16 protein-coding genes are annotated in these 18616 nt (G+C 59.7%); 4 read left to right on the top strand and 12 right to left on the bottom strand.

The window, feature by feature from the left end; all coding sequences use genetic code 11:
* Nucleotides 1-19: 19 nt before the first annotated feature.
* From ACIF4X_RS17205 to ACIF4X_RS17220, 4 genes are all read right to left on the bottom strand, one after another.
* Nucleotides 20-529 carry a DUF2165 family protein gene (locus tag ACIF4X_RS17205; protein ID WP_397483059.1) on the bottom strand — a complete coding sequence of 170 codons (510 nt, stop codon included), beginning with the start codon at nt 527-529 and terminating at the stop codon, nt 20-22.
* Between the two features lie 148 nt (nt 530-677).
* A complete protein-coding gene (locus ACIF4X_RS17210; RefSeq protein WP_397483060.1) occupies nt 678-1652 on the bottom strand; it encodes a 2-hydroxyacid dehydrogenase in 975 nt (324 codons plus the stop codon).
* A 634-nt stretch (nt 1653-2286) separates the two neighbouring features.
* Entirely contained in the window at nt 2287-2661 is a 375-nt protein-coding gene (locus ACIF4X_RS17215) for a DUF6124 family protein (protein ID WP_077571200.1), read from the bottom strand.
* 381 nt (nt 2662-3042) lie between these two features.
* Nucleotides 3043-4011, bottom strand: coding sequence for a LysR family transcriptional regulator (locus ACIF4X_RS17220; RefSeq protein ID WP_102900633.1), 969 nt, complete (start codon nt 4009-4011; stop codon nt 3043-3045).
* A 275-nt stretch (nt 4012-4286) separates the two neighbouring features.
* Here ACIF4X_RS17220 and ACIF4X_RS17225 point away from each other — a divergent pair, with 275 nt between their 5' ends.
* The 4 genes from ACIF4X_RS17225 (at nt 4287) to ACIF4X_RS17240 (ending at nt 9188) form a co-directional block, all read left to right on the top strand.
* Entirely contained in the window at nt 4287-5786 is a 1500-nt protein-coding gene (locus tag ACIF4X_RS17225) for an efflux transporter outer membrane subunit (protein ID WP_397483061.1), read from the top strand.
* A 142-nt stretch (nt 5787-5928) separates the two neighbouring features.
* On the top strand, nt 5929-8121 hold the full coding sequence (locus ACIF4X_RS17230; RefSeq protein WP_397483062.1) for an FUSC family protein: 2193 nt from the start codon (nt 5929-5931) through the stop codon (nt 8119-8121).
* On the top strand, nt 8111-8311 hold the full coding sequence (locus tag ACIF4X_RS17235) for a DUF1656 domain-containing protein (protein ID WP_007914106.1): 201 nt from the start codon (nt 8111-8113) through the stop codon (nt 8309-8311). The genes ACIF4X_RS17230 and ACIF4X_RS17235 overlap by 11 nt, the downstream gene beginning before the upstream one ends.
* A gap of 10 nt (nt 8312-8321) precedes the next feature.
* Nucleotides 8322-9188: an efflux RND transporter periplasmic adaptor subunit gene (locus tag ACIF4X_RS17240; RefSeq protein ID WP_397483063.1), complete on the top strand. Its 867-nt coding sequence runs from the start codon at nt 8322-8324 to the stop codon at nt 9186-9188.
* Between the two features lie 99 nt (nt 9189-9287).
* Here the strand turns inward: ACIF4X_RS17240 and ACIF4X_RS17245 are convergent, their stop codons facing one another.
* From ACIF4X_RS17245 to ACIF4X_RS17280, 8 genes are all read right to left on the bottom strand, one after another.
* A complete protein-coding gene (locus tag ACIF4X_RS17245; RefSeq protein WP_397483064.1) occupies nt 9288-10283 on the bottom strand; it encodes a sel1 repeat family protein in 996 nt (331 codons plus the stop codon).
* Between the two features lie 237 nt (nt 10284-10520).
* Nucleotides 10521-11345 (bottom strand): SDR family oxidoreductase, encoded by an 825-nt coding sequence (locus ACIF4X_RS17250; protein WP_397483065.1) that lies wholly within the window; start codon nt 11343-11345, stop codon nt 10521-10523.
* 37 nt (nt 11346-11382) lie between these two features.
* Nucleotides 11383-11847, bottom strand: coding sequence for a multidrug transporter (locus ACIF4X_RS17255; RefSeq protein ID WP_397483066.1), 465 nt, complete (start codon nt 11845-11847; stop codon nt 11383-11385).
* Nucleotides 11848-12081: 234 nt separating this feature from the next.
* Nucleotides 12082-13533 (bottom strand): mannose-1-phosphate guanylyltransferase/mannose-6-phosphate isomerase, encoded by a 1452-nt coding sequence (locus ACIF4X_RS17260; RefSeq protein WP_129389410.1) that lies wholly within the window; start codon nt 13531-13533, stop codon nt 12082-12084.
* 200 nt (nt 13534-13733) lie between these two features.
* On the bottom strand, nt 13734-14390 hold the full coding sequence (locus tag ACIF4X_RS17265; protein WP_007914291.1) for an alginate O-acetyltransferase AlgF: 657 nt from the start codon (nt 14388-14390) through the stop codon (nt 13734-13736).
* 14 nt (nt 14391-14404) lie between these two features.
* A complete protein-coding gene (locus ACIF4X_RS17270) occupies nt 14405-15580 on the bottom strand; it encodes an alginate O-acetyltransferase (protein WP_397483067.1) in 1176 nt (391 codons plus the stop codon).
* Nucleotides 15581-15590: 10 nt separating this feature from the next.
* Nucleotides 15591-17156 (bottom strand): MBOAT family O-acyltransferase, encoded by a 1566-nt coding sequence (locus ACIF4X_RS17275; RefSeq protein WP_397483068.1) that lies wholly within the window; start codon nt 17154-17156, stop codon nt 15591-15593.
* Nucleotides 17157-17440: 284 nt separating this feature from the next.
* Nucleotides 17441-18565 (bottom strand): mannuronate-specific alginate lyase, encoded by a 1125-nt coding sequence (locus ACIF4X_RS17280; RefSeq protein ID WP_397483069.1) that lies wholly within the window; start codon nt 18563-18565, stop codon nt 17441-17443.
* Nucleotides 18566-18616: the final 51 nt, after the last annotated feature.

Here is an 18616-nt window from a genome sequence, read left to right on the forward strand (position 1 = left end):
AATAAACGAGCGCTGAACTTCAGCGCTCGACTTTCAAGGTGATGTAAATCATCACCGGGAAGATGAAGTCAACGATATGTCGCGCCCAGTCCTTGGCATTCCATGATTGCGAAGTGTCCATGTCGAACCATTCGACACCTACGGTTTGCAGGCAGACGTAATAAATGAAGATGGCCGCCAGTATTCCCATGATCGAAAACTTCTTCGCCTCATGGAATACTTCTGCGCAGGCGTTGATGTTGCGATACAGCTGATAGGTGCCGATCAGGCACAACACGGTATACGTGACTTCCAGTGTGATGATGAACCAGTAGATCCGGTGATGAATCATCGGTGATTCAATGGCTCGGTACTTGATGGTTTCACTGGCGGTGGTGGTGTCCATGCTCAGGATGTGCGCCACGTAAGTGTAGTTTGAATCATAGTCGGTGAAGTTGTGGATCATCACCAGCACGCCAAAGAAACTGATGTAAGCCATCAAAATAACTTTGCTGTAACGTATAAGTTTGTCGGTGGTCAGGGTGTTCAAGGTTTTTGCTCTCCATAGCGCTTGTCGATAATTCGATGGCCAGGCAGAGCTTATAATGCTGTTGTTTGATTTTGTTTGTTGTTCAATTTCAAGTTGTGTATTGGCGTAACTAACGGGCAAGTGCAGTGGTGCACTTGCCCGTATTCTTTTATCGGCGCCAGACTTGCGGGTTGACCAGATCCTGCGGGCGTTCGCCGAGTAAGGCGCTACGCAGATTGGCCAGTGCACGATTGGCCATGGCTTCGCGGGTTTCATTCGTCGCCGAGCCGATATGCGGCAGGGTTACGGCGTTACTCAACTGGAACAGCGGCGATTCGGCCAGTGGTTCTTTTTCGTAAACGTCGAGGCCGGCGCCACGAATGCGCTTGTTTTGCAGAGCTTCGATCAATGCCGGCTCATCGACAACCGGGCCACGGGAGATGTTGACCAGGATGGCGCCTGGTTTCATCAGGGCCAGTTCGCGGTGGCTGATGAGGTGGCGGGTCTTGTCGCTGAGCGGCACCACCAGGCAGACGAAATCGGCTTCGGCGAGCAGTTGATCGAGGCTGCGAAATTGCGCGCCGAGTTCCTGTTCCAGGTCGGTCTTGCGGCTGTTGCCGCTATAGATGATCGGCATGTTGAAACCGAAGCGGCCACGGCGGGCGACGGCGGCGCCGATGTTGCCCATGCCGACGATGCCGAGGGTTTTGCCGTGGACGTCACAGCCGAACAGCGGGGCGCCGACGCTGGCTTGCCATTGGCCGGCCTTGGTCCAGGCGTCGAGTTCGGCGACGCGGCGGGCGCTGCTCATGATCAATGCGAAGGCGAGGTCGGCGGTGCTTTCGGTGAGGACGTCGGGGGTGTTGGTGAGCATGATCCCGCGTTGGTTGAAGTAGTCGAGGTCGTAGTTGTCGTAGCCGACGGAGACGCTGGAGACCACTTCGAGTTTGGTGGCGGTTTCGAGTTGGGCCTCGCCGAGTTTGCGACCGACGCCGATGAGGCCGTGGGCGTGGGGCAGGGCTTCGTTGAACTGGGCGTTGATGTCGCCGGCTTTTGGGTTGGGGACGATGACGTCGAATTCCTGTTGCAGGCGTTCGATCATGGGCGGGGTGATGCGGCTGAAGGCCAGGACGGTCTTTTTCATCGTTGTTGGCTCTTGTTCGGGCTTGATACCAAGCACGCTAACATTTCTGGCTTGGGGTTGTCTTGGCGGCCTCTGGGCCGACCATGTTGTGGTTGTTCGGGGTGTATATCCGTTTCTTCGGTAACGGCGGCTTAGGGTTTCGCCCTGACGGCGACTCACTTTTTTTACAAACGCCTAAAAAAAGTAAGCAAAAAAACGCTTGCTCCTGCGTGCGGCCCGCTCGCTGGGGCTCGGGGTTCCTTCGCTGCGGGATCGATCCGGGCGCAGCGCCTACGGTTTGCTTCGCTGCACCTCCTCTCGCTGTGTTTGGCTGCGCCAAACGGTCGCTGCGCTCCCACGCCCGGATCAATCCCTCCACTCAGCCTTCCGACGTCGCCCGTGGATCAAGATCAAGATCAAGATCAAAAGCAGGCGAGCTGACACTCGGCCTATTGAGTGGTGAAGAGCGGGACGTGGTCGGCTTTGGATTTGTGGTGGATTTTCCCCTCACCCCAGCCCTCTCCCGAGGGAGAGGGGGCCGATTTGTGGGCATTTCAGAATCTGAGTTCAACGCGGTATCGCACGTCGGCGTAACTCTGCCAAACACCACAGTCAGTCCCCTCTCCCTCCGGGAGAGGGTTAGGGTGAGGGGCTTTTAGTTGTGTGCCGGGGATTGCGGGATTTCGTGGTTATCCAGCACGCGGTTCACCGCCAGTTCGGCGAGCATGATGATCTGCTGAATTGCCAGAATCGTCCGTCGTTGCGGCAGGTCGATGTAGGCGGCGATGTCGCTGGTCATCAGGCTGGCTTGTGCCAGTGATTCGCAGGCGTGGACCAGCAGGCTTTCGCTGTCCTGTTCCGGGGCGACCTGAAACATGGTGCTGGGTTTGTGGAAGCGCAGGGTGAGGGCGTTGGGTTTGAGGTAGTGGTCGAGGGCGCGTTCGGCGGCTTCGTGGAATTTCTTTGAGCCGGGGAATTCGTAGGGGGTGGTGTCGTCGGTTTCGGGTGGATTAGGCGTTGGTTTGAACATTGTGAAACTCCATTCGGGATGTGGAGTTCGTCACGTACTGCGACCAAGCAGTAGGGTGGCGAACTGTACGCGGGTTGGTCGACCAGGGAATGGAAACCCGGCAGGGCCAAAGCCCTCCCTCGCACAGTTCGCCATTAGGCAAGCTGAAAAGTGCGCCATTCTAAACCCGGACGACCAAGTCCGGTCGCTGATTCGTCAGCGACACCCAAATCCTAGCCACCGCACTTCCGACGAACAACCGTCAAAACCTGTCGGAAACATCCGCGAAATCGCCGTTTTCGTAGGAGCTGCCGTAGGCTGCGATCTGTTGATTTTTAAACAGCAAGATCAAAAGATCGCAGCCTGCGGCGGCTCCTACAGAAGACGCATTGTGTTTAAAAATCAGTTGGCAACACGCACGCCGGCAAGGCTGCCGCTTAATTCGTAGGCGGCCAGTTCGGCCTGATGCGCCGCGAGAATTTCCGGCAACGAGCCGCGCAAATACTCAACCCACGTCTTGATCTTCGCATCCAGATATTGCCGCGATGGGTAGATCGCATACAGATTCAGCTCTTGCGAGCGGTAGTTCGGCATGACCCGCACCAGCGTGCCGTTGCGCAAGCCTTCGATCGCCGCATACACCGGCAACACGCCCACGCCCATGCCGCTGGTGATCGCGGTTTTCATCGCGTCGGCGGAGTTCACCAGAAACGGCGAACTGTTGATGGTGACCATTTCCTGGCCTTCCGGGCCGTCGAACGCCCACTTCTCCAGGGGGATCACCGGGCTGACCAGGCGCAGGCAGGCGTGGTTGAGCAGGTCGCTGGGCTTTTGCGCGGCGCCGTTGGCTTTCACGTAGGCGGGTGAGGCGCAGACGATGCTGTAGGTGATGCCCAGCCGTTGCGAAACAAAACCCGAGTCAGGCAATTCGCTGGCGAGCACGATGGACACGTCGTAGCCCTCGTCGAGCAGGTCCGGTACGCGGTTGGCCAGGGTCAGGTCGAAGGTCACGTCCGGGTGGGTCTTGCGGTAGCGGGCGATGGCGTCGATGACGAAGTGCTGGCCGATACCGGTCATGGTGTGCACTTTCAACTGCCCGGCCGGGCGTGCGTGGGCGTCGCTGGCTTCGGCTTCGGCCTCTTCGACGTAGGCGAGGATCTGTTCGCAGCGCAGCAGGTAGCGCTTGCCCGCTTCGGTCAGGGCAATGCGCCGCGTGGTGCGGTTGAGCAAGCGGGTTTGCAGGTGGGCTTCCAGGTTGGAGACCGCGCGCGAGACGTTGGCGGTGGTGGTGTCGAGTTGCACGGCGGCGGCGGTGAAGCTGCCGGCTTCGGCGACACAACTGAAGGCGCGCATGTTTTGCAAAGTGTCCATGGGGTGCTCTCAAGGGAGATGGCAAATTGTGACACGAAGTTTCCGGGGCGAGACCCCCGACCAAGGGATTATCTCGTTAACCGTAACAAAGATTCACAGAAATCCCAGCTTATCGCCGTACAGGGCCTTCCATAGAATTGCGCCGATCCGTGTAGGAGCTGCCGAAGGCTGCGATCTTTTGATTTTGTTTTAAGGGAATCAAGATCAAAAGATCGCAGCCTGCGGCAGCTCCTACACGGGTCCTCGATCTACCCCTCTCTCAGGAATTCGCAGCTGTGCCGCGTCGCATCAACAGAGCGCTTTTGCCGCTCAGTGTTCTGGCTTTTACCCTGGGTCTTGGCGGCTGCATCTCAACGGAGGGAATCGCCCCACGGGGCAAGGCATTGGAGGCCAATACACTGGCCACCGACGATGCCATCGCCCACGCCGCCCGTGACGCCAACTGGCCCACCGCGCAATGGTGGCAAGCCTACGGCGACCCGCAACTCAATCGCTGGATCGACCTCGCCGTGCAGGGCAGCCCGAGTATGGCCATGGCCGCTGCGCGTGTACGGCAGGCCAAAGCCATGGCTGGCGTCGCCGAATCCGCCGAGTCATTGCAGATCAATGGCGAGTCGACGCTCAAGCGGCACAACTGGCCAACCGATCAGTTCTACGGCCCGGGCGAGTTGGCCAACACCACCACCTGGGACAACAATGCCGCGCTCGGTTTCAGCTACGCCCTCGACCTCTGGGGTCGTGAAAGCAATGCCAGCGAGCGCGCGGTGGATCTGGCGCACATGAGCGCCGCTGAGGCGCGACTGGCGCAGCTGGAATTGCAGAACAACATCGTCCGCGCCTACATCGAACTGTCGCTGCACTACGCGCAACGCGACATCGTCGCGGCGACGCTCAAGCAGCAACAGCAGATTCTCGATCTGGCGCAGAAACGTTTGAACGGTGGGATCGGCACGCACTTTGAAGTCAGCCAGGCGGAAACGCCGCTGCCGGAAACCCATCGGCAAATCGATGCGCTGGATGAAGAGATTGCCCTCAGTCGCAATCAACTTGCAGCGCTGGCGGGTAAAGGGCCGGGGGAGGGGGCGCTGTTGCTGCGTCCGACTCTGTCCCTCGGTGCCGCGCTGAAATTGCCGTCGGCGTTGCCCGCCGAACTTCTTGGTCAGCGTCCTGACGTGGTCGCCAGCCGCTGGCAGGTCGCGGCGCAGGCGCGTGGAATCGATGTGGCGCATGCCGGGTTTTATCCCAATGTCGATCTGGTTGGCAGCCTCGGTTACATGGCCACCGGCGGTGGCGCGCTGGAGTTTTTGACCGGCAAGAAACTCAACTACAACGTCGGCCCGGCGATCTCTTTGCCGATCTTCGACGGTGGCCGATTGCGCTCAGAGCTGGGTGAGGCCTCCGCCGGTTACGACATCGCCGTGGCGCACTACAACCAGACGCTGGTCAACGCGCTGAAGAACATTTCCGACCAGTTGATCCGCCGCGAGTCGATGGACAAGCAGCAGGGCTTCGCCGCCGAATCCGTGGCCGCGGCGCAGAAGACTTACGACATCGCAATGATCGCTTACCAACGCGGCCTCACCGATTACCTCAACGTGCTCAATGCGCAGACCTTGCTGTTCAAACAGCAGCAGGTGCAGCAGCAGGTGCAGGCGGCGCGGTTGAGTGCGCATGCCGAACTGGTGACTGCGCTGGGTGGAGGGCTGGGTGCCGGCAACGACGTGCCGACCGCCGAGAAAACCCAAGCCCCGAAAACCCCGGTTCTCCTGCGTTGAACACACAACCCAATGTGGGAGCGAGCCTGCTCGCGAAAGCGGTTTATCAGTCGACGTCAACGTTGAATATTAAAACGCATTCGCGAGCAGGCTCGCTCCCACAGGTTCTGCGACCAGACCGAATCTCTTTGAGCACAATTAAATGACTCCCTTGCCCGCACCCCTGCGCTGGCTCTACTCCCTGGAATGGCGCCGGGGTTTTTTCGACTGGGCGCGCAGCGATGGCGTGACCTGGGTCTACATTTTCAAGGTGTTGCTCGCCGCGTTCCTCACCCTGTGGCTGGCCATGCGCCTGGAATTGCCGCAACCGCGCACCGCGATGATCACCGTGTTCATCGTCATGCAGCCGCAGAGCGGCCAGGTGTTTGCCAAGAGCTTCTATCGCTTCCTCGGCACGCTGACCGGGTCGGCGATGATGGTCACGCTGATCGCATTATTTGCGCAAAACACTGAACTGTTTCTGGGTTCGCTGGCGATCTGGGTCGGCATCTGCTCGGCCGGTGCTGCGCGCTGTCGCAACTTCCGCGCCTACGGTTTTGTTCTCGCCGGTTACACCGCGGCGATGGTCGGCTTGCCCGCGCTGGCGCACCCGGACGGCGCGTTCATGGCGGCAGTCTGGCGCGTGCTGGAGATCTCGTTGGGGATTCTCTGCTCGACCCTGATCAGCGGCGCGATCTTGCCGCAAACCGCCAGCGCCGCCATGCGCAATGCCCTGTATCAGCGTTTCGGCGTATTCGCATTGTTCGTTACCGATGGCTTGCGCGGGCGCAGCAAGGCCGAGTCTTTCGAGGCGAGCAATGTGCGCTTCATCGCCGAAGCCGTGGGCCTCGAAGGCTTGCGCAGCGTGACCGTTTTCGAGGACCCGCACATGCGTCGGCGCAACGGCCGGCTCAGTCGTCTGAACAGCGAATTCATGGGCATCACCACGCGCTTCAATGCCCTGCATCAGTTGCTCGAGCGCTTGCGTGGCAATGGCGAAGAGCACGTCGTGGCAGCGATCAGACCGGGCCTGCAGGATCTCGCCGAAGTACTCGACGGCTTCAGTGGTCGCGCCCTGACCAGCCCCGATGCCGCGCGCTTGGCGACTGCGCTGGCGAGCTATAAGGAAGGCCTGCCGGCACGGGTGCGCAGCCTGCGCGCCATCTTCCAGGAAACCGCCCCAAGCGACGCCGAACAACTGGATTTCCACACCGCGTACGAACTGCTCTATCGCTTCGTCGATGATTTGCACAGTTATGCACAGACCCACGCTTCCCTGGCCGATCACCGCCACGAACGCGAGCGCTGGGACGAACCGTTCACCCCGCAAACCAACTGGTGGGCCGCCGCCGCGTCCGGCATTCGCGCCTCGTTCATTCTGGTTGTACTGGGCAGTTACTGGGTCGCCACTGCTTGGCCAAGCGGCGCGACGATGACGCTGATCGCTGCCGCCACCGTGGGCCTCTCGGCGGCTACGCCGAACCCGAAACGCATGGCGTTCCAGATGGCGTGCGGGACCTTCCTCGGCGCGCTGATCGGCTTCGTCGAAATGTTTTTCATCTTCCCGTGGATCGACGGTTTTCCGTTGCTGTGCGTGATGCTCGCGCCGGTGATCGTGCTCGGCTCGTTCCTCACGTCGCGGCCGCAATACGCCGGTGTCGGCCTCGGTTTGCTGATCTTCTTCAGCACCGGTTCGGTTCCGGATAACCTGACCATCTACAACCCCTACACCTTCATCAACGACTACATCGCCATGGTCATGGGCATGTTGGTCTGTGCCGCCGCCGGGGCAATTATTTTGCCGCCGAATAGCCGCTGGTTGTGGAAGCGTCTGGAGCAGGATCTGCGCGGCCAGGTGGTCTATGCGATCAGCGGCAAACTCAAAGGCCTGGCCTCCAGTTTCGAGAGTCGCACCCGCGATTTGCTGCATCAGGCTTACGGTCTCGCGGCCGGTGAGCCAAAGGTGCAAAAGAATCTGCTGCGCTGGATGTTCGTGGTGCTCGAAGTCGGCCACGCGATCATCGAGTTGCGCAAGGAACAGGCGATTTTGCCGGTGCACCCGGCCTATGCCGAATCACAGCCGTGGCGACAAGCCATTCGCGTGATGGGCCGCGCGCTTGTGCGACTGTTTCTGCAACCGAACACCAGCAATCTCGAACGCGCACTGGTCGCTGTCGATCACGCAATCAGCCGAGTCGCGGCCACCGATGAGCCGTTCGCCCCGCACTTCGATACCTCGGCGCTGCGTCGGGTGAAGAGCTATCTGCACTTCATCCGCACCTCGTTGCTCGACCCGCAATCACCGCTCGCCGCCTACGCCATCGCCAAGCCCGAAGGACTTGCCCATGCCTCGTGAAATCGCCTTCCACGGCGTGTACATGCCGACCATGACTTTGATGTTTTTCATCGCTGCGGCGCTGGCCTGGGCGGTGGACCGGTTTTTGTCCGGGTTCGATCTGTACCGCTTCTTCTGGCACCCGGCGCTGCTGCGTCTGAGTCTGTTTACCTGTCTGTTCGGCGCCATGGCGCTGACTGTCTACCGTTGAGAACATCGTGATGAAAAAGTTTTTCAGCCTGCTCGCAACCCTGCTGGTGCTGGCCCTGGCGTTGTGGATCGGCCGCACGTTGTGGGAGCACTACATGAACACGCCGTGGACCCGAGATGGTCGGGTTCGCGCCGACATCATCAACGTCGCCGCCGACGTCACTGGTGAAGTGGTCGACGTACCGGTGCGCGACAACCAACGGGTGAAGAAGGGTGATTTGCTCATGCAGATCGACCCCGAGCACTACCGCATCGCGGTCAAACAGGCGCAGTCGCTGGTCGCTTCGCGCAAGTCGACGTGGGAGATGCGCAAGGTCAACGCCCATCGCCGCGCCGATCTGGACAACCTGGTGATCTCCAAGGAAAACCGTGACGACGCCAGCAACATCGCCGATGCCGCGCTCGCCGATTACCAACACGCGCAGGCGCAACTGGAAGCTGCCGAACTCAACCTCAAACGCACCGAAGTGCGCGCGGCGGTCGACGGTTACGTGACCAACCTCAACGTGCATCGCGGTGACTACGCGCGCATCGGCGAGGCGAAAATGGCCGTGGTCGACATGAACTCGTTCTGGGTTTACGGCTTCTTCGAAGAGACCAAACTGCCCCACGTGAAAGTCGGCGACAAAGCCGACATGCAGTTGATGAGCGGCGAAGTCTTGAAGGGCCACGTGGAGAGCATCTCGCGCGGCATTTATGACCGCGACAACCCGGAAAGCCGCGAGCTGATCGCCGATGTGAACCCGACGTTCAACTGGGTGCGGCTGGCGCAGCGAGTGCCGGTAAGGATTCACATTGATGAAGTGCCGGAAGGCGTTCTGTTGGCGGCAGGGATTACTTGCACGGTGGTGGTGAAGCAGGATGCTGTGGATAACTGACCGACCGCGTTGACTGAATCGCGAGCAGGGCTCACTCCTGCATCGGATCGGTGTTGCACCGAAGATCCTCTGTAGGAGCGAGCCTGCTCGCGATCGGAGTTATCGGTAAAACGTTTTGACCACCCGCAGTCCAGACTCGATGGTCTCATCGACTGTTAACCGTTTGTCTTCAATCAGGGTGACAATCCGCTGGTCATTGGCGATGTTTGCGTCAGGTTTTTTCAACTGAGCGGCGCGATTGATCACGATGTAAATCAATACATGATCACGGTTCCTGATGAATGGCAGGTCCATGGCATCGCCGATCGACTGACTCATGTAGGCATAACGTTCGGCGGACGTCAGGCCCTTGAAGGTATCCGGATAATCCTGATAGATCTGGGCGGAGTAGCGGGCGACGTCCTCTGCCCGTTCTTCGGCATCCAAGGCAGCCTTGCTGGCGACCTGGGGGACGAGCTCGTTGTAGCGTTTGTCGGCCTCGGCAATTTGCGCCGCAGACATCCGGGTTTTGAGTGTGGCACCGATGCGGGCGTCCTCTGCGTCGGTGAGGAATTTGCTCCACGCGTATGCTTCGGCCAGATTGCCCTGTTCTTCGTAATGCTTGATCAGTTGCTTCCGGGCATCGGGATAACCGTGTTGCGAGGAGCGCAGCAGCCAACGCATGGCAATTGCGGCATCTTTCTTCGCCCCGAGAGTGCCGGAACTGTACATATCGTACATGCCGTACTCCGCGCACCAGTCATTTTGCTTTGCCGCATAACCTGTGTAGTTGAAGACCAGGTCTTTGTTTTTGCTCAGGTCACCGGACTGCATCACCATTCTGGACAGGTAGCAAAACGCCCGAGGGTGTTTCGGCGCTGCCATGACCAGGCAAGTCTGGGCGACATCGCGTGATCCGTCTTCGAACATCAGCAAACCTGTGCCAAACAGAATGTCGCTGTCCATCTGCGGATTGCAGTATTCGTTTGCAGTGACGGCTGGCAAGAGCGCTTGCGCGGTCAATTTCGGCAGGGTGTCGTTGAGGGGCACTTCTTGAGTGGAACAGCCCGCTAGCCATGCGAGCAATGCCACAGGCAATACGTTGAGAACTTTCAAAAGTTGGTCCTGATCTGAATTGAAGCGTACGCAGGGCGACGTCAGGCAGGCAAACAAAGCAGCGACGTTTCCGCAAAGAAAGGTCGGGGGAGGGGGATATCAGTGTTCAGCAATTCCCTTGCTTCGGTGCATGCGCCAGCGATTCCATACGCTATCCGGTTCACTTGAAGCATTGGCTGCTTCAAGTGCGGCGCATTCTACGTTGATCGGCTGATTTGGCAATTTCACCGAAGTGAATCAGAGCTTCCCACGCAGCCCGAAGCGCTTCATCAACGTCGACTCCAACAAGCCCTTGGGCAACAACGTCGCCAACAACGGCAACGCGCGGCTGCCGTTGCCAATGCGGATCAACCTTGGCGGCTTGCTCTGCTGCACAGCCTTCAGCAGCTCAGCAGCAAACTCCCTGGCCGGCGTCGGCTTGTCTTGCGACGCCTTGGCCCGCGCGCGAATGCCCTCACGCAGCGGAAACCACGGTGATTGTTCATTGATCAATTGCTCGGCCGCTTGCCCGGCGTTTTTGGCAAAGCTCGACTGGATCGCCCCCGGCTGCACTTCCATCACGCGAATGCCGAACGGCGCCAGTTCCATGCGCAGTGCATCGCTCAACGCATGCACCGCCGCTTTCGAAGCGCAGTAAGCACCGGCAAACGGCGTGACCAGCACACCCGACACACTGCCGATATTCACCACCAGCCCCTTGGCCCGGCGCAGTACCGGAAACAACGCGCGAGTGACGCCGACAATCGAAAATACATTGGTTTCGAACTGGCGCTGCATGGCCGCGACACCGCCATCGAGCAGCGGCCCCATGGCGCCGTACCCCGCGTTGTTTATCAGCACATCAAGGCCGCCGTGTTGCTGGTTGATCCGCTCGCCAAGTTGCTCCAGCGCCGCGCTGTCATTGACATCGAGTTGCACGGCGGTGAACCCGGAAGACGCCAGCAACGCCACATCTTCAGCCTTGCGCGCACTGGCCCAGACTTCGAAACCGGCGGCTTTGAACGCATCGGCGAGGGCGCGGCCGATGCCGCTGGAACAACCGGTAATCAACGCAACGGGCATGGCGCATTCCTTGTGCAAAAGAGTGGGGAAGGGGGGATCAGTCGGAGAAACTACCCTGCAAGCGCTCGGCGCGAAACTCCAGGGTTTGCGGGCGGTAACCGGGGCGTAGCGGCGGCATCGGCAGGCAGTCTTCCCAGTCGCCACCGGCCTGCAATTCGCCGGGGCCACGATAGCGCGGGGCAGTGTATTGATTGTCGGCCAAGTTGACCGTATCGCCCGGCGCGTAGGCGGCGATACGCCAGCGCAGTTCAGTCAGGGGCACGTCGTTGCCGTTTTTCATTTTCAGTTGCAGCGGACGATCCGCCGGGCATTGTTCCGGGGCATAGCTGATGCGCATCTCAAGGCGCGCCAGTTGCTTGACCTCGCGGTTGTCCAGCCACACCACCCACATGGCCACAAAACCCAGGCCAATCGCCGCCGCCACCGAAACCGGCAAGGCCTTGGCCGGATAGCGCAACAGCAGGATCAACCAGGTGATGACCAGCAGAATGCCGATGAACATGCGCACAACCTCGAGGAGAGAGAGGGTCATCCTACCTAAGCGTAGGTGAGGTTGGCGATGGGAAGGGCAAAGTCAAAAGATCGCAGCCTGCGGCAGCTCCTACAGTTGGAACGCGTTTGCCCTGTAGGCGCTGCCGAAGGCTGCGATCTTTCGCTTCTAAAAAAGCCCCCGCCCAACCCGCTGCGGATAGGGGACGCAGCGGGTTGGACGGGGGCTTCTTGTTTTATCGATCAGTTATTGCGCGATGGTTTTCACCGACACGCCGCGCTCGATCGGGGTGGAACGACCGTAGATATCTTCGAAGCGCTCGATATCGTCTTCACCCAAGTACGAGCCCGACTGCACTTCGATGATTTCCAGCGGGATCTTGCCCGGGTTGCGCAGGCGGTGTACCGAGGCGATCGGGATGTAGGTCGACTGGTTTTCGCAGAGCAGGAACACGTTTTCATCGCAGGTCACTTCGGCAGTGCCGCTGACCACGATCCAGTGTTCGGCGCGGTGGTGGTGCATCTGCAGCGACAGGCACGCGCCCGGTTTCACCGAGATGTGCTTGACCTGGAAACGCCCGCCCATGTCCACCGAGTCATATGAGCCCCACGGACGATAGACCTCGCAGTGGTTCTGGGTTTCGCTGCGGCCCTGCTCGTTGAGCGTGTTGACCATCTGCTTGACGCCCTGAACCTTGTCTTTGTGGGCAATCATCATCGCGTCTTTGGTTTCGACCACGACGATGTTTTCCAGACCGATCACCGACACCAGTTTGCCGTTGCCGTGGATCATGCAGTTCTTGCTGTCCTGAATCACCACGTCGCCCTTGGTGACGTTGCCGTTGGCGTCTTTCTCGTTGACTTCCCACAGCGACGACCAGCAACCGACGTCGCTCCAGCCAGCGGTCAGCGGCACGACGCAGGCACGCTGGGTCTTTTCCATGACGGAGTAGTCAATGGAATTGTCCGGGCAGCAGGCGAAGGTGGCTTCGTCCAGCGTCACGGTGTCGGCATCCTGCTCGCTGCGTTCAAGGGTCAGCAGGCAAGTGTCGTAGATGTCCGGATCGTGCTTTTTCAGTTCTTCGAGGAAGCGGCTGGCGCGGAACAGGAACATGCCGCTGTTCCAGTAGTAACCGCCGGACGCGACGTATTCGGTGGCGCGTTTGACGTCAGGTTTTTCGACGAAGTGCGAGACGCGGCTGACGCCTTCGGGCAGCAGCGAATCGCCGGTGGACTTGATGTAGCCGTAACCGGTTTCCGGTTTGGTCGCTGGCACGCCGAACAGGACCATTTCGCCGTTTTCGGCGGCAACGGTGGCAAGAGCGAGGGCGCGTTGCAGGGCTTTCTGATCTTCGAGGACGTGGTCAGCCGGCAGCACCAGCATCAGTTCGTCACGACCTTCATTGACCAGCATCATGGCGGTCAACGCCACGGCTGGCGCGGTGTTGCGGCCGAACGGTTCCATGAGGATGCGCTGCACTTCCAGATTGCGGTTGCTCAGCTGCTCGTTGACGATAAAGCGGTGATCCTTGTTGCAGACCACGATCGGTGTGTCCATGCCTTCGAACACCAGGCGCTCGAGGGTCTGCTGGAATAGGGTGTGTTCGCCCGTCAAGGCTAGGAATTGCTTAGGGAACTGCTTACGCGAAAGCGGCCAGAGACGCGAACCGCTACCACCTGACAAGATCACCGGAATCATATTGTTTACTCCATAAAATCGATTGGTTAGAGGCACGAACGCTGTGTCGTTTCACTCTTGTTTTTGTCTCGTACCGAGAGGCGGTCTCTGTAGGAGCTGCCGAAGGCTGCGATCTGTTGATCTTGATTTTTAGAAGCAAAGTCAAAAGATCGCAGCGTGCCGCAGCTCCTACAGGGATCAGCGTCTCATCGGGAAATTTGTTAGCGGGTCGACACCGGGCGTTTCACCCAGACTGGCGACAGGCTGCTGCCGCTGCCGGTGACGTACAGCACTGCGGCTTCACCGCGCTCCAGGGCGACCGGTTTTACGTCGCCGACTTTCTTGTCACCTTCGTACAGCGCCAGGCTGACTTTCACCGGGTTGATTTCACGTTCGCCACGGCCCTTGGCGGCCACGTTCGGGACCACGTCGGTCTTGCCGTCGGCGGTCTTCAGGGTCAGCGGCTTGTCGCTGAGGTTCTGCACGCGCACCAAGGATTTCTGCTTGTTTTTGAACGGCGGTTCTTCGATCAGTTGCGGCGCGCCGGAAGCGTTGTTGACCAGCGTGTAGTAATGGTCACCGGCGAGTTTCACCGGCAGGGTCTGGCTGCCGACCTTGGCGCTGTAATCACCGCCCGGCATGAAGCTGAAGTCGCTGCTGGCCAGTGGCGCAACATCGCTCAGGTTGGTGCTGCCGACAGTGGCGCTGACTTCAGCGTTGCTGGCGTTGTAGACACGCACGAAGGTCGAGCCTTTCGGTGCGGTCGGGCCGTAGAGCGCGGCATCGCCACCGGCAAACGCAGGGACGGAAAGCACGCTGAGCCCAGCAACCAGAGCGAAGCTTTTAGCGAGACGACGAGGAGTAGTAGTGAAAGTCATGGTGTACCTCTCTTTCAGTTTTGCGCCCGATCGGGCGTCTCGGATTTAGTGTTGATTGCTACGTTTTGTTGGCGCGCGCCGGCTTGTTTAAGCTCTGCGACCCACTGCGGGTCGGCGTCGCCGATTTCGTTGTTCACAGGCAGATATCGTTCAGGAAACTCCCAGATCAGCACCTGTGGCGGGCTGTTCTTGAAGTCATCGCTTTTCAGGTAGCTGAGCATCGGCAGGATCGGGCCGTGGCCATCTTCGGCGTAGCTCACCACGTCGCTGTGCAGCGCTTGTTTCAGCGCACCGACGAAGTTCCAGTTGGGGTTGGCGCTGTAGCTGGTGCCGACCAGTGCCACCGGCACTTCGTTGCTGGCGAACAGCGCGTCGTCACCGGCAGGCTGATCGCCGGCCGCGACGGTGTTGCGCTTTTGCAGCGGCTCTTGTGCCGGCATCAGGTTTTCAAACAGCGGATCGAGCGGCAGGAACAAGCGCAGATCGCCCTTGTGCGTGACCTTCTCCGCCGGGGTGGTGACGAAGCGTTGCGGCTCGCCGCTGAGCGGGAACTTGTCGGCGATGGTTCTCGCCAAGGTGTTGGCGGCAATCTCCGCGCCTTCCGGCGTCCAGTGCGTATCGGTGCGCAGGAACACTTGCTGACCGCTTTGCTTGGCCTGTTGGAACGGCTTGAGCAAGTCAGGGGCGAGGATCTTGTCGGCGGCTACACGAGCATGGAAATCCTGATAGAGATTTTCGTGAATGCTCGCCGGTTTCACTTCACCCAGATGCTCCGGGTACAGACGAACCTTGGCCGGCACGATCGCCATCACCAGTTTCACGCCTTTTGCTTTCAGGGTCTGGCGCACGCCTTCGACCAGCGCGTAGTTGCCTTGCAGGTTCAGCTCTTCGTTGACGATCGGGTTGAATTCCTCATCGCTGTACAACCACTGATCGCGACCGAGCACCACGCCCGGACGACCTTCGTTGAACAGTTTGAAATCCAGCGCGGCCCAGAGGTTGGTGCCCAGACGCTTAATCGGGAACTCATCGTCGTAGTGCGTTTCCACAGCCTTGGTCCAGCGGCCGTTGAGCACCGTCGCGTCGGCGTTGGTGCTGAAGCCGAAGAAGCTGCGAACCGACCACAGACCCAAGACCAACAGGGTCACCAGGAACAGGGCGATGTAGAAGATGCGTAATGAGCGGGTCATGTCAGATCCCTCAGAACTGGAAGTAAAGGAACGGCGAAAAGCTTTGCGCCGAGAGTTTGAGAATCGAGGCGATGAACAGCAGCAGGATCAAGCCGCGCATCACGTAGCGGGACCAGTCCGCGCTCCAGTAGGCCGGTTGCACCTGGGCTTCGACGCCGACGGTGTAGCCAGGCTCGTGGATGCTTGCCGGATTTTCGCCAGGCGCGGCCTTGATCATTCCCGGGGTCGCGGTGGCAGGGCCGTTGGCCTCGACGTTGACTTCGGGTTTGGTTTTGGCTGGCGGTTGATTGGTGTACAGATCGCGCAGGCCGAAGAACGCCAGCGTCACGTACGCCACAACCAGAGTTGCCACTTGCAGACCGGTGAGGCTGGCCTGATTGAGTTCCGACAGCGACCAGTCGCCGAAGCTGAACATCGCGCCGTACATGCGCCCGGCAACGTGCACGTTCTCGGCGCGGAAGATCACCCAGCCCATGACCACCAGCAGGAAGGTCAGCGCCCAGCGGATCGGGTTGAGGCTGCGCGGCGAAGTGTTCAGGCCCAGCGCTTTTTCAATCGCCAGCCACATGCCGTGCCAGGCGCCCCAGACGATGTACGTGATGTTCGCGCCGTGCCACAGACCACCGAGGAGCATGGTCAGGAACAGGTTGCGATAGGTCATCAGCGTGCCTTTACGGTTACCGCCGAGGGTGATGTACAGATAGTCGCGCAGCCAGGTCGACAGGCTGATGTGCCAGCGACGCCAGAACTCGGTGATCGACTGGCTGATGTACGGTTGTTTGAAGTTTTCCATGAAGCGGAAACCCATCATCAAGCCCAGACCGATGGCCATGTCGCTGTAACCGGAGAAGTCGAAATACAGCTGCGCGGTGTACGCCAGCGCGCCAAGCCAGGCATCGCCGGTGGTCGGGTTTTGCAGGGCGAAACAATGGTCGGCGACCACCGCGAGGGTGTCGGCGATGAAGACCTTCTTGATGAAACCCTGCATGAACCGCGTGCAGCCCTCGGAGAACTTGTCGAGGGTGTGCGTGCGGTTGTTGAACTGGTCGGCGAGGTCGCGGAAACGCAGGACCGGGCCGGCAATCAAGTGCGGGAAGATCGCCACGAACGCCGCGAAGTCGATCAGGTTGCGCGTGGCCGGGGTGTCGCCGCGATACACGTCGATGATGTAGCTGATCGATTCGAAAATGTAGAACGAGATACCGATCGGCAGCAGCACGTGAGTGAGGATGAACGGCGACAGACCGACCGACGTCATCATCGCGTTGATGCTGTCGACGCCGAAGTTGGCGTACTTGAAGTAGCCGAGGATGCACAAATCGACTGCCACACCGAGTAGCAGCCAGCGCTGCGCCGGTTTGGTCCGCACACCGGCGGCACCGACTTTTAGGCCGATCCAGTAGTTCCACAGCGTGACCGCAGCGAACAGCGCGAGGAAGTCCACACGCCACCAGGCGTAGAACACGTAGCTGGCAATCAGCAGCAGCAGGTTGCGATAGCGTTGCCCGCTCAAGTAGTACAAGCCGAGAAAGATCGGCAAGAACAGAAACAGGAACACGTTGGATGAAAATACCATCCCGATCTCTCCATGTTTGAACCAACAGTCAAGGGCCAAAGCCCCCCCAAACCCCCCGTGGTCGTGGAGGGGTGAAACGGTGTTTCTGTCAGGGTTGTGCAGGGCCTTGAAATCTTTCCCTCACCTCCCGCCCTCTCCCGGAGGGAGAGGGAGCCTGATCTCTGGTGCTACCAATATCGAGATCGACTTGATGTATCAGGTCGGCGGATTTCTCAAAAGCACCTCGGTCGGTCCCCTCTCCCTCCGGGAGAGGGTTAGGGTGAGGGGCTTTTGCTTTTCGCCTTTCAAGAACCCCTGTTGCCCTTCTCATGCGACGGGTCGTAGACCTTGGTCAGGTCGCCGCCAAGCCGGAAAGTCTTGAACGGCTGCATGCCGTGCTTCTTCTCGATCACATCCGGCGCGCAGGTGTAGAGCGTGCAGAACGGTTCGAGCCAGGCGAATTTCATGTCCTCTTTCAAGTCGGTCATGTCCTGCTCTTTGCCGTTCTTCTTCTCGAACTCATCCGGGTCTTTCACCCCTGACAACACCCGATCACCCAGACGCTTCAGCGCGCCGTTGTTTTCCTGGCGCAAATCAACACCGTTGACCTGAGCGAAACTGGCGATCATCGCCAGCGGCGGCAGGGCGTAGTTGTGATAGGCGAGGGCGCGTTGCTGGCGCTTGAGTTCGTTCGGCAGGTAACCGTCGGCATCGACTTGATTGGCGCCGACCTTGTATTCCTTCACCGCCCAGTCAAACAGGTCGCGGCGGTTGGTCGCGACCGAAGTCGCCATCACCGACCAGGCAGCCCAGTACGAGTGGTTGTTGGTTTTTTCCAGCGGCAGGTTGTCCCAGTCGCTGACCACCTGATCGGCCATTTTGCTGAACCAGGCCTCGATCAACTGCGCTTCCTGCTGATGCTGCGCCAGCGGATGCGAGTCGGAGAATTTCAGACGAATGTAAGAAGACGCCATGCTGCCCAGCGCCCATTTGCGCATCGACTTGCCGGTGTGGTTGAAGTCTTTCGACATCAACGCATCAGCCTTGGCCCACGCGGTCAGCCAGTTCAGCGTGCAATCGAGTTGCTCCGGACGACCGTCGCGCATGAACTGCATCACGCGTTTGGCGGTGCCGCGTTCCAGCGTGGTGATGTCTTTGGTGGTGTCGCGGAAGGCTTTCTCCGACTGCACGTTCAGCGTCGAACGGGCCTTGTCTGAGCCTTCGTATTTGCTGCGAAATTGCAGTGGCCCGGTGTACGGCGCCGGCATCGCATCGCAGCCTTCGCTGTTATCGCCAGTCTTGAATTTATCCACAGGCGCGAAGTAGCCCTGAGGTGGACGCAGTGGCGCGGCGGCCTGCGCGGTGCCGGCGAAAATCGCCAGCCCGAGCAGCGTCGGCGCTAAAAGAGTTTTCAGTTTCGAGTTTCGCATAGCAGACCTCATTGCCCGACCTGAGCGGTTTGTTGCCCAGCGCCCGGGAAT

The organism is Pseudomonas sp. NPDC085632 (assembly GCF_044541255.1).
Taxonomy (GTDB): domain Bacteria; phylum Pseudomonadota; class Gammaproteobacteria; order Pseudomonadales; family Pseudomonadaceae; genus Aquipseudomonas.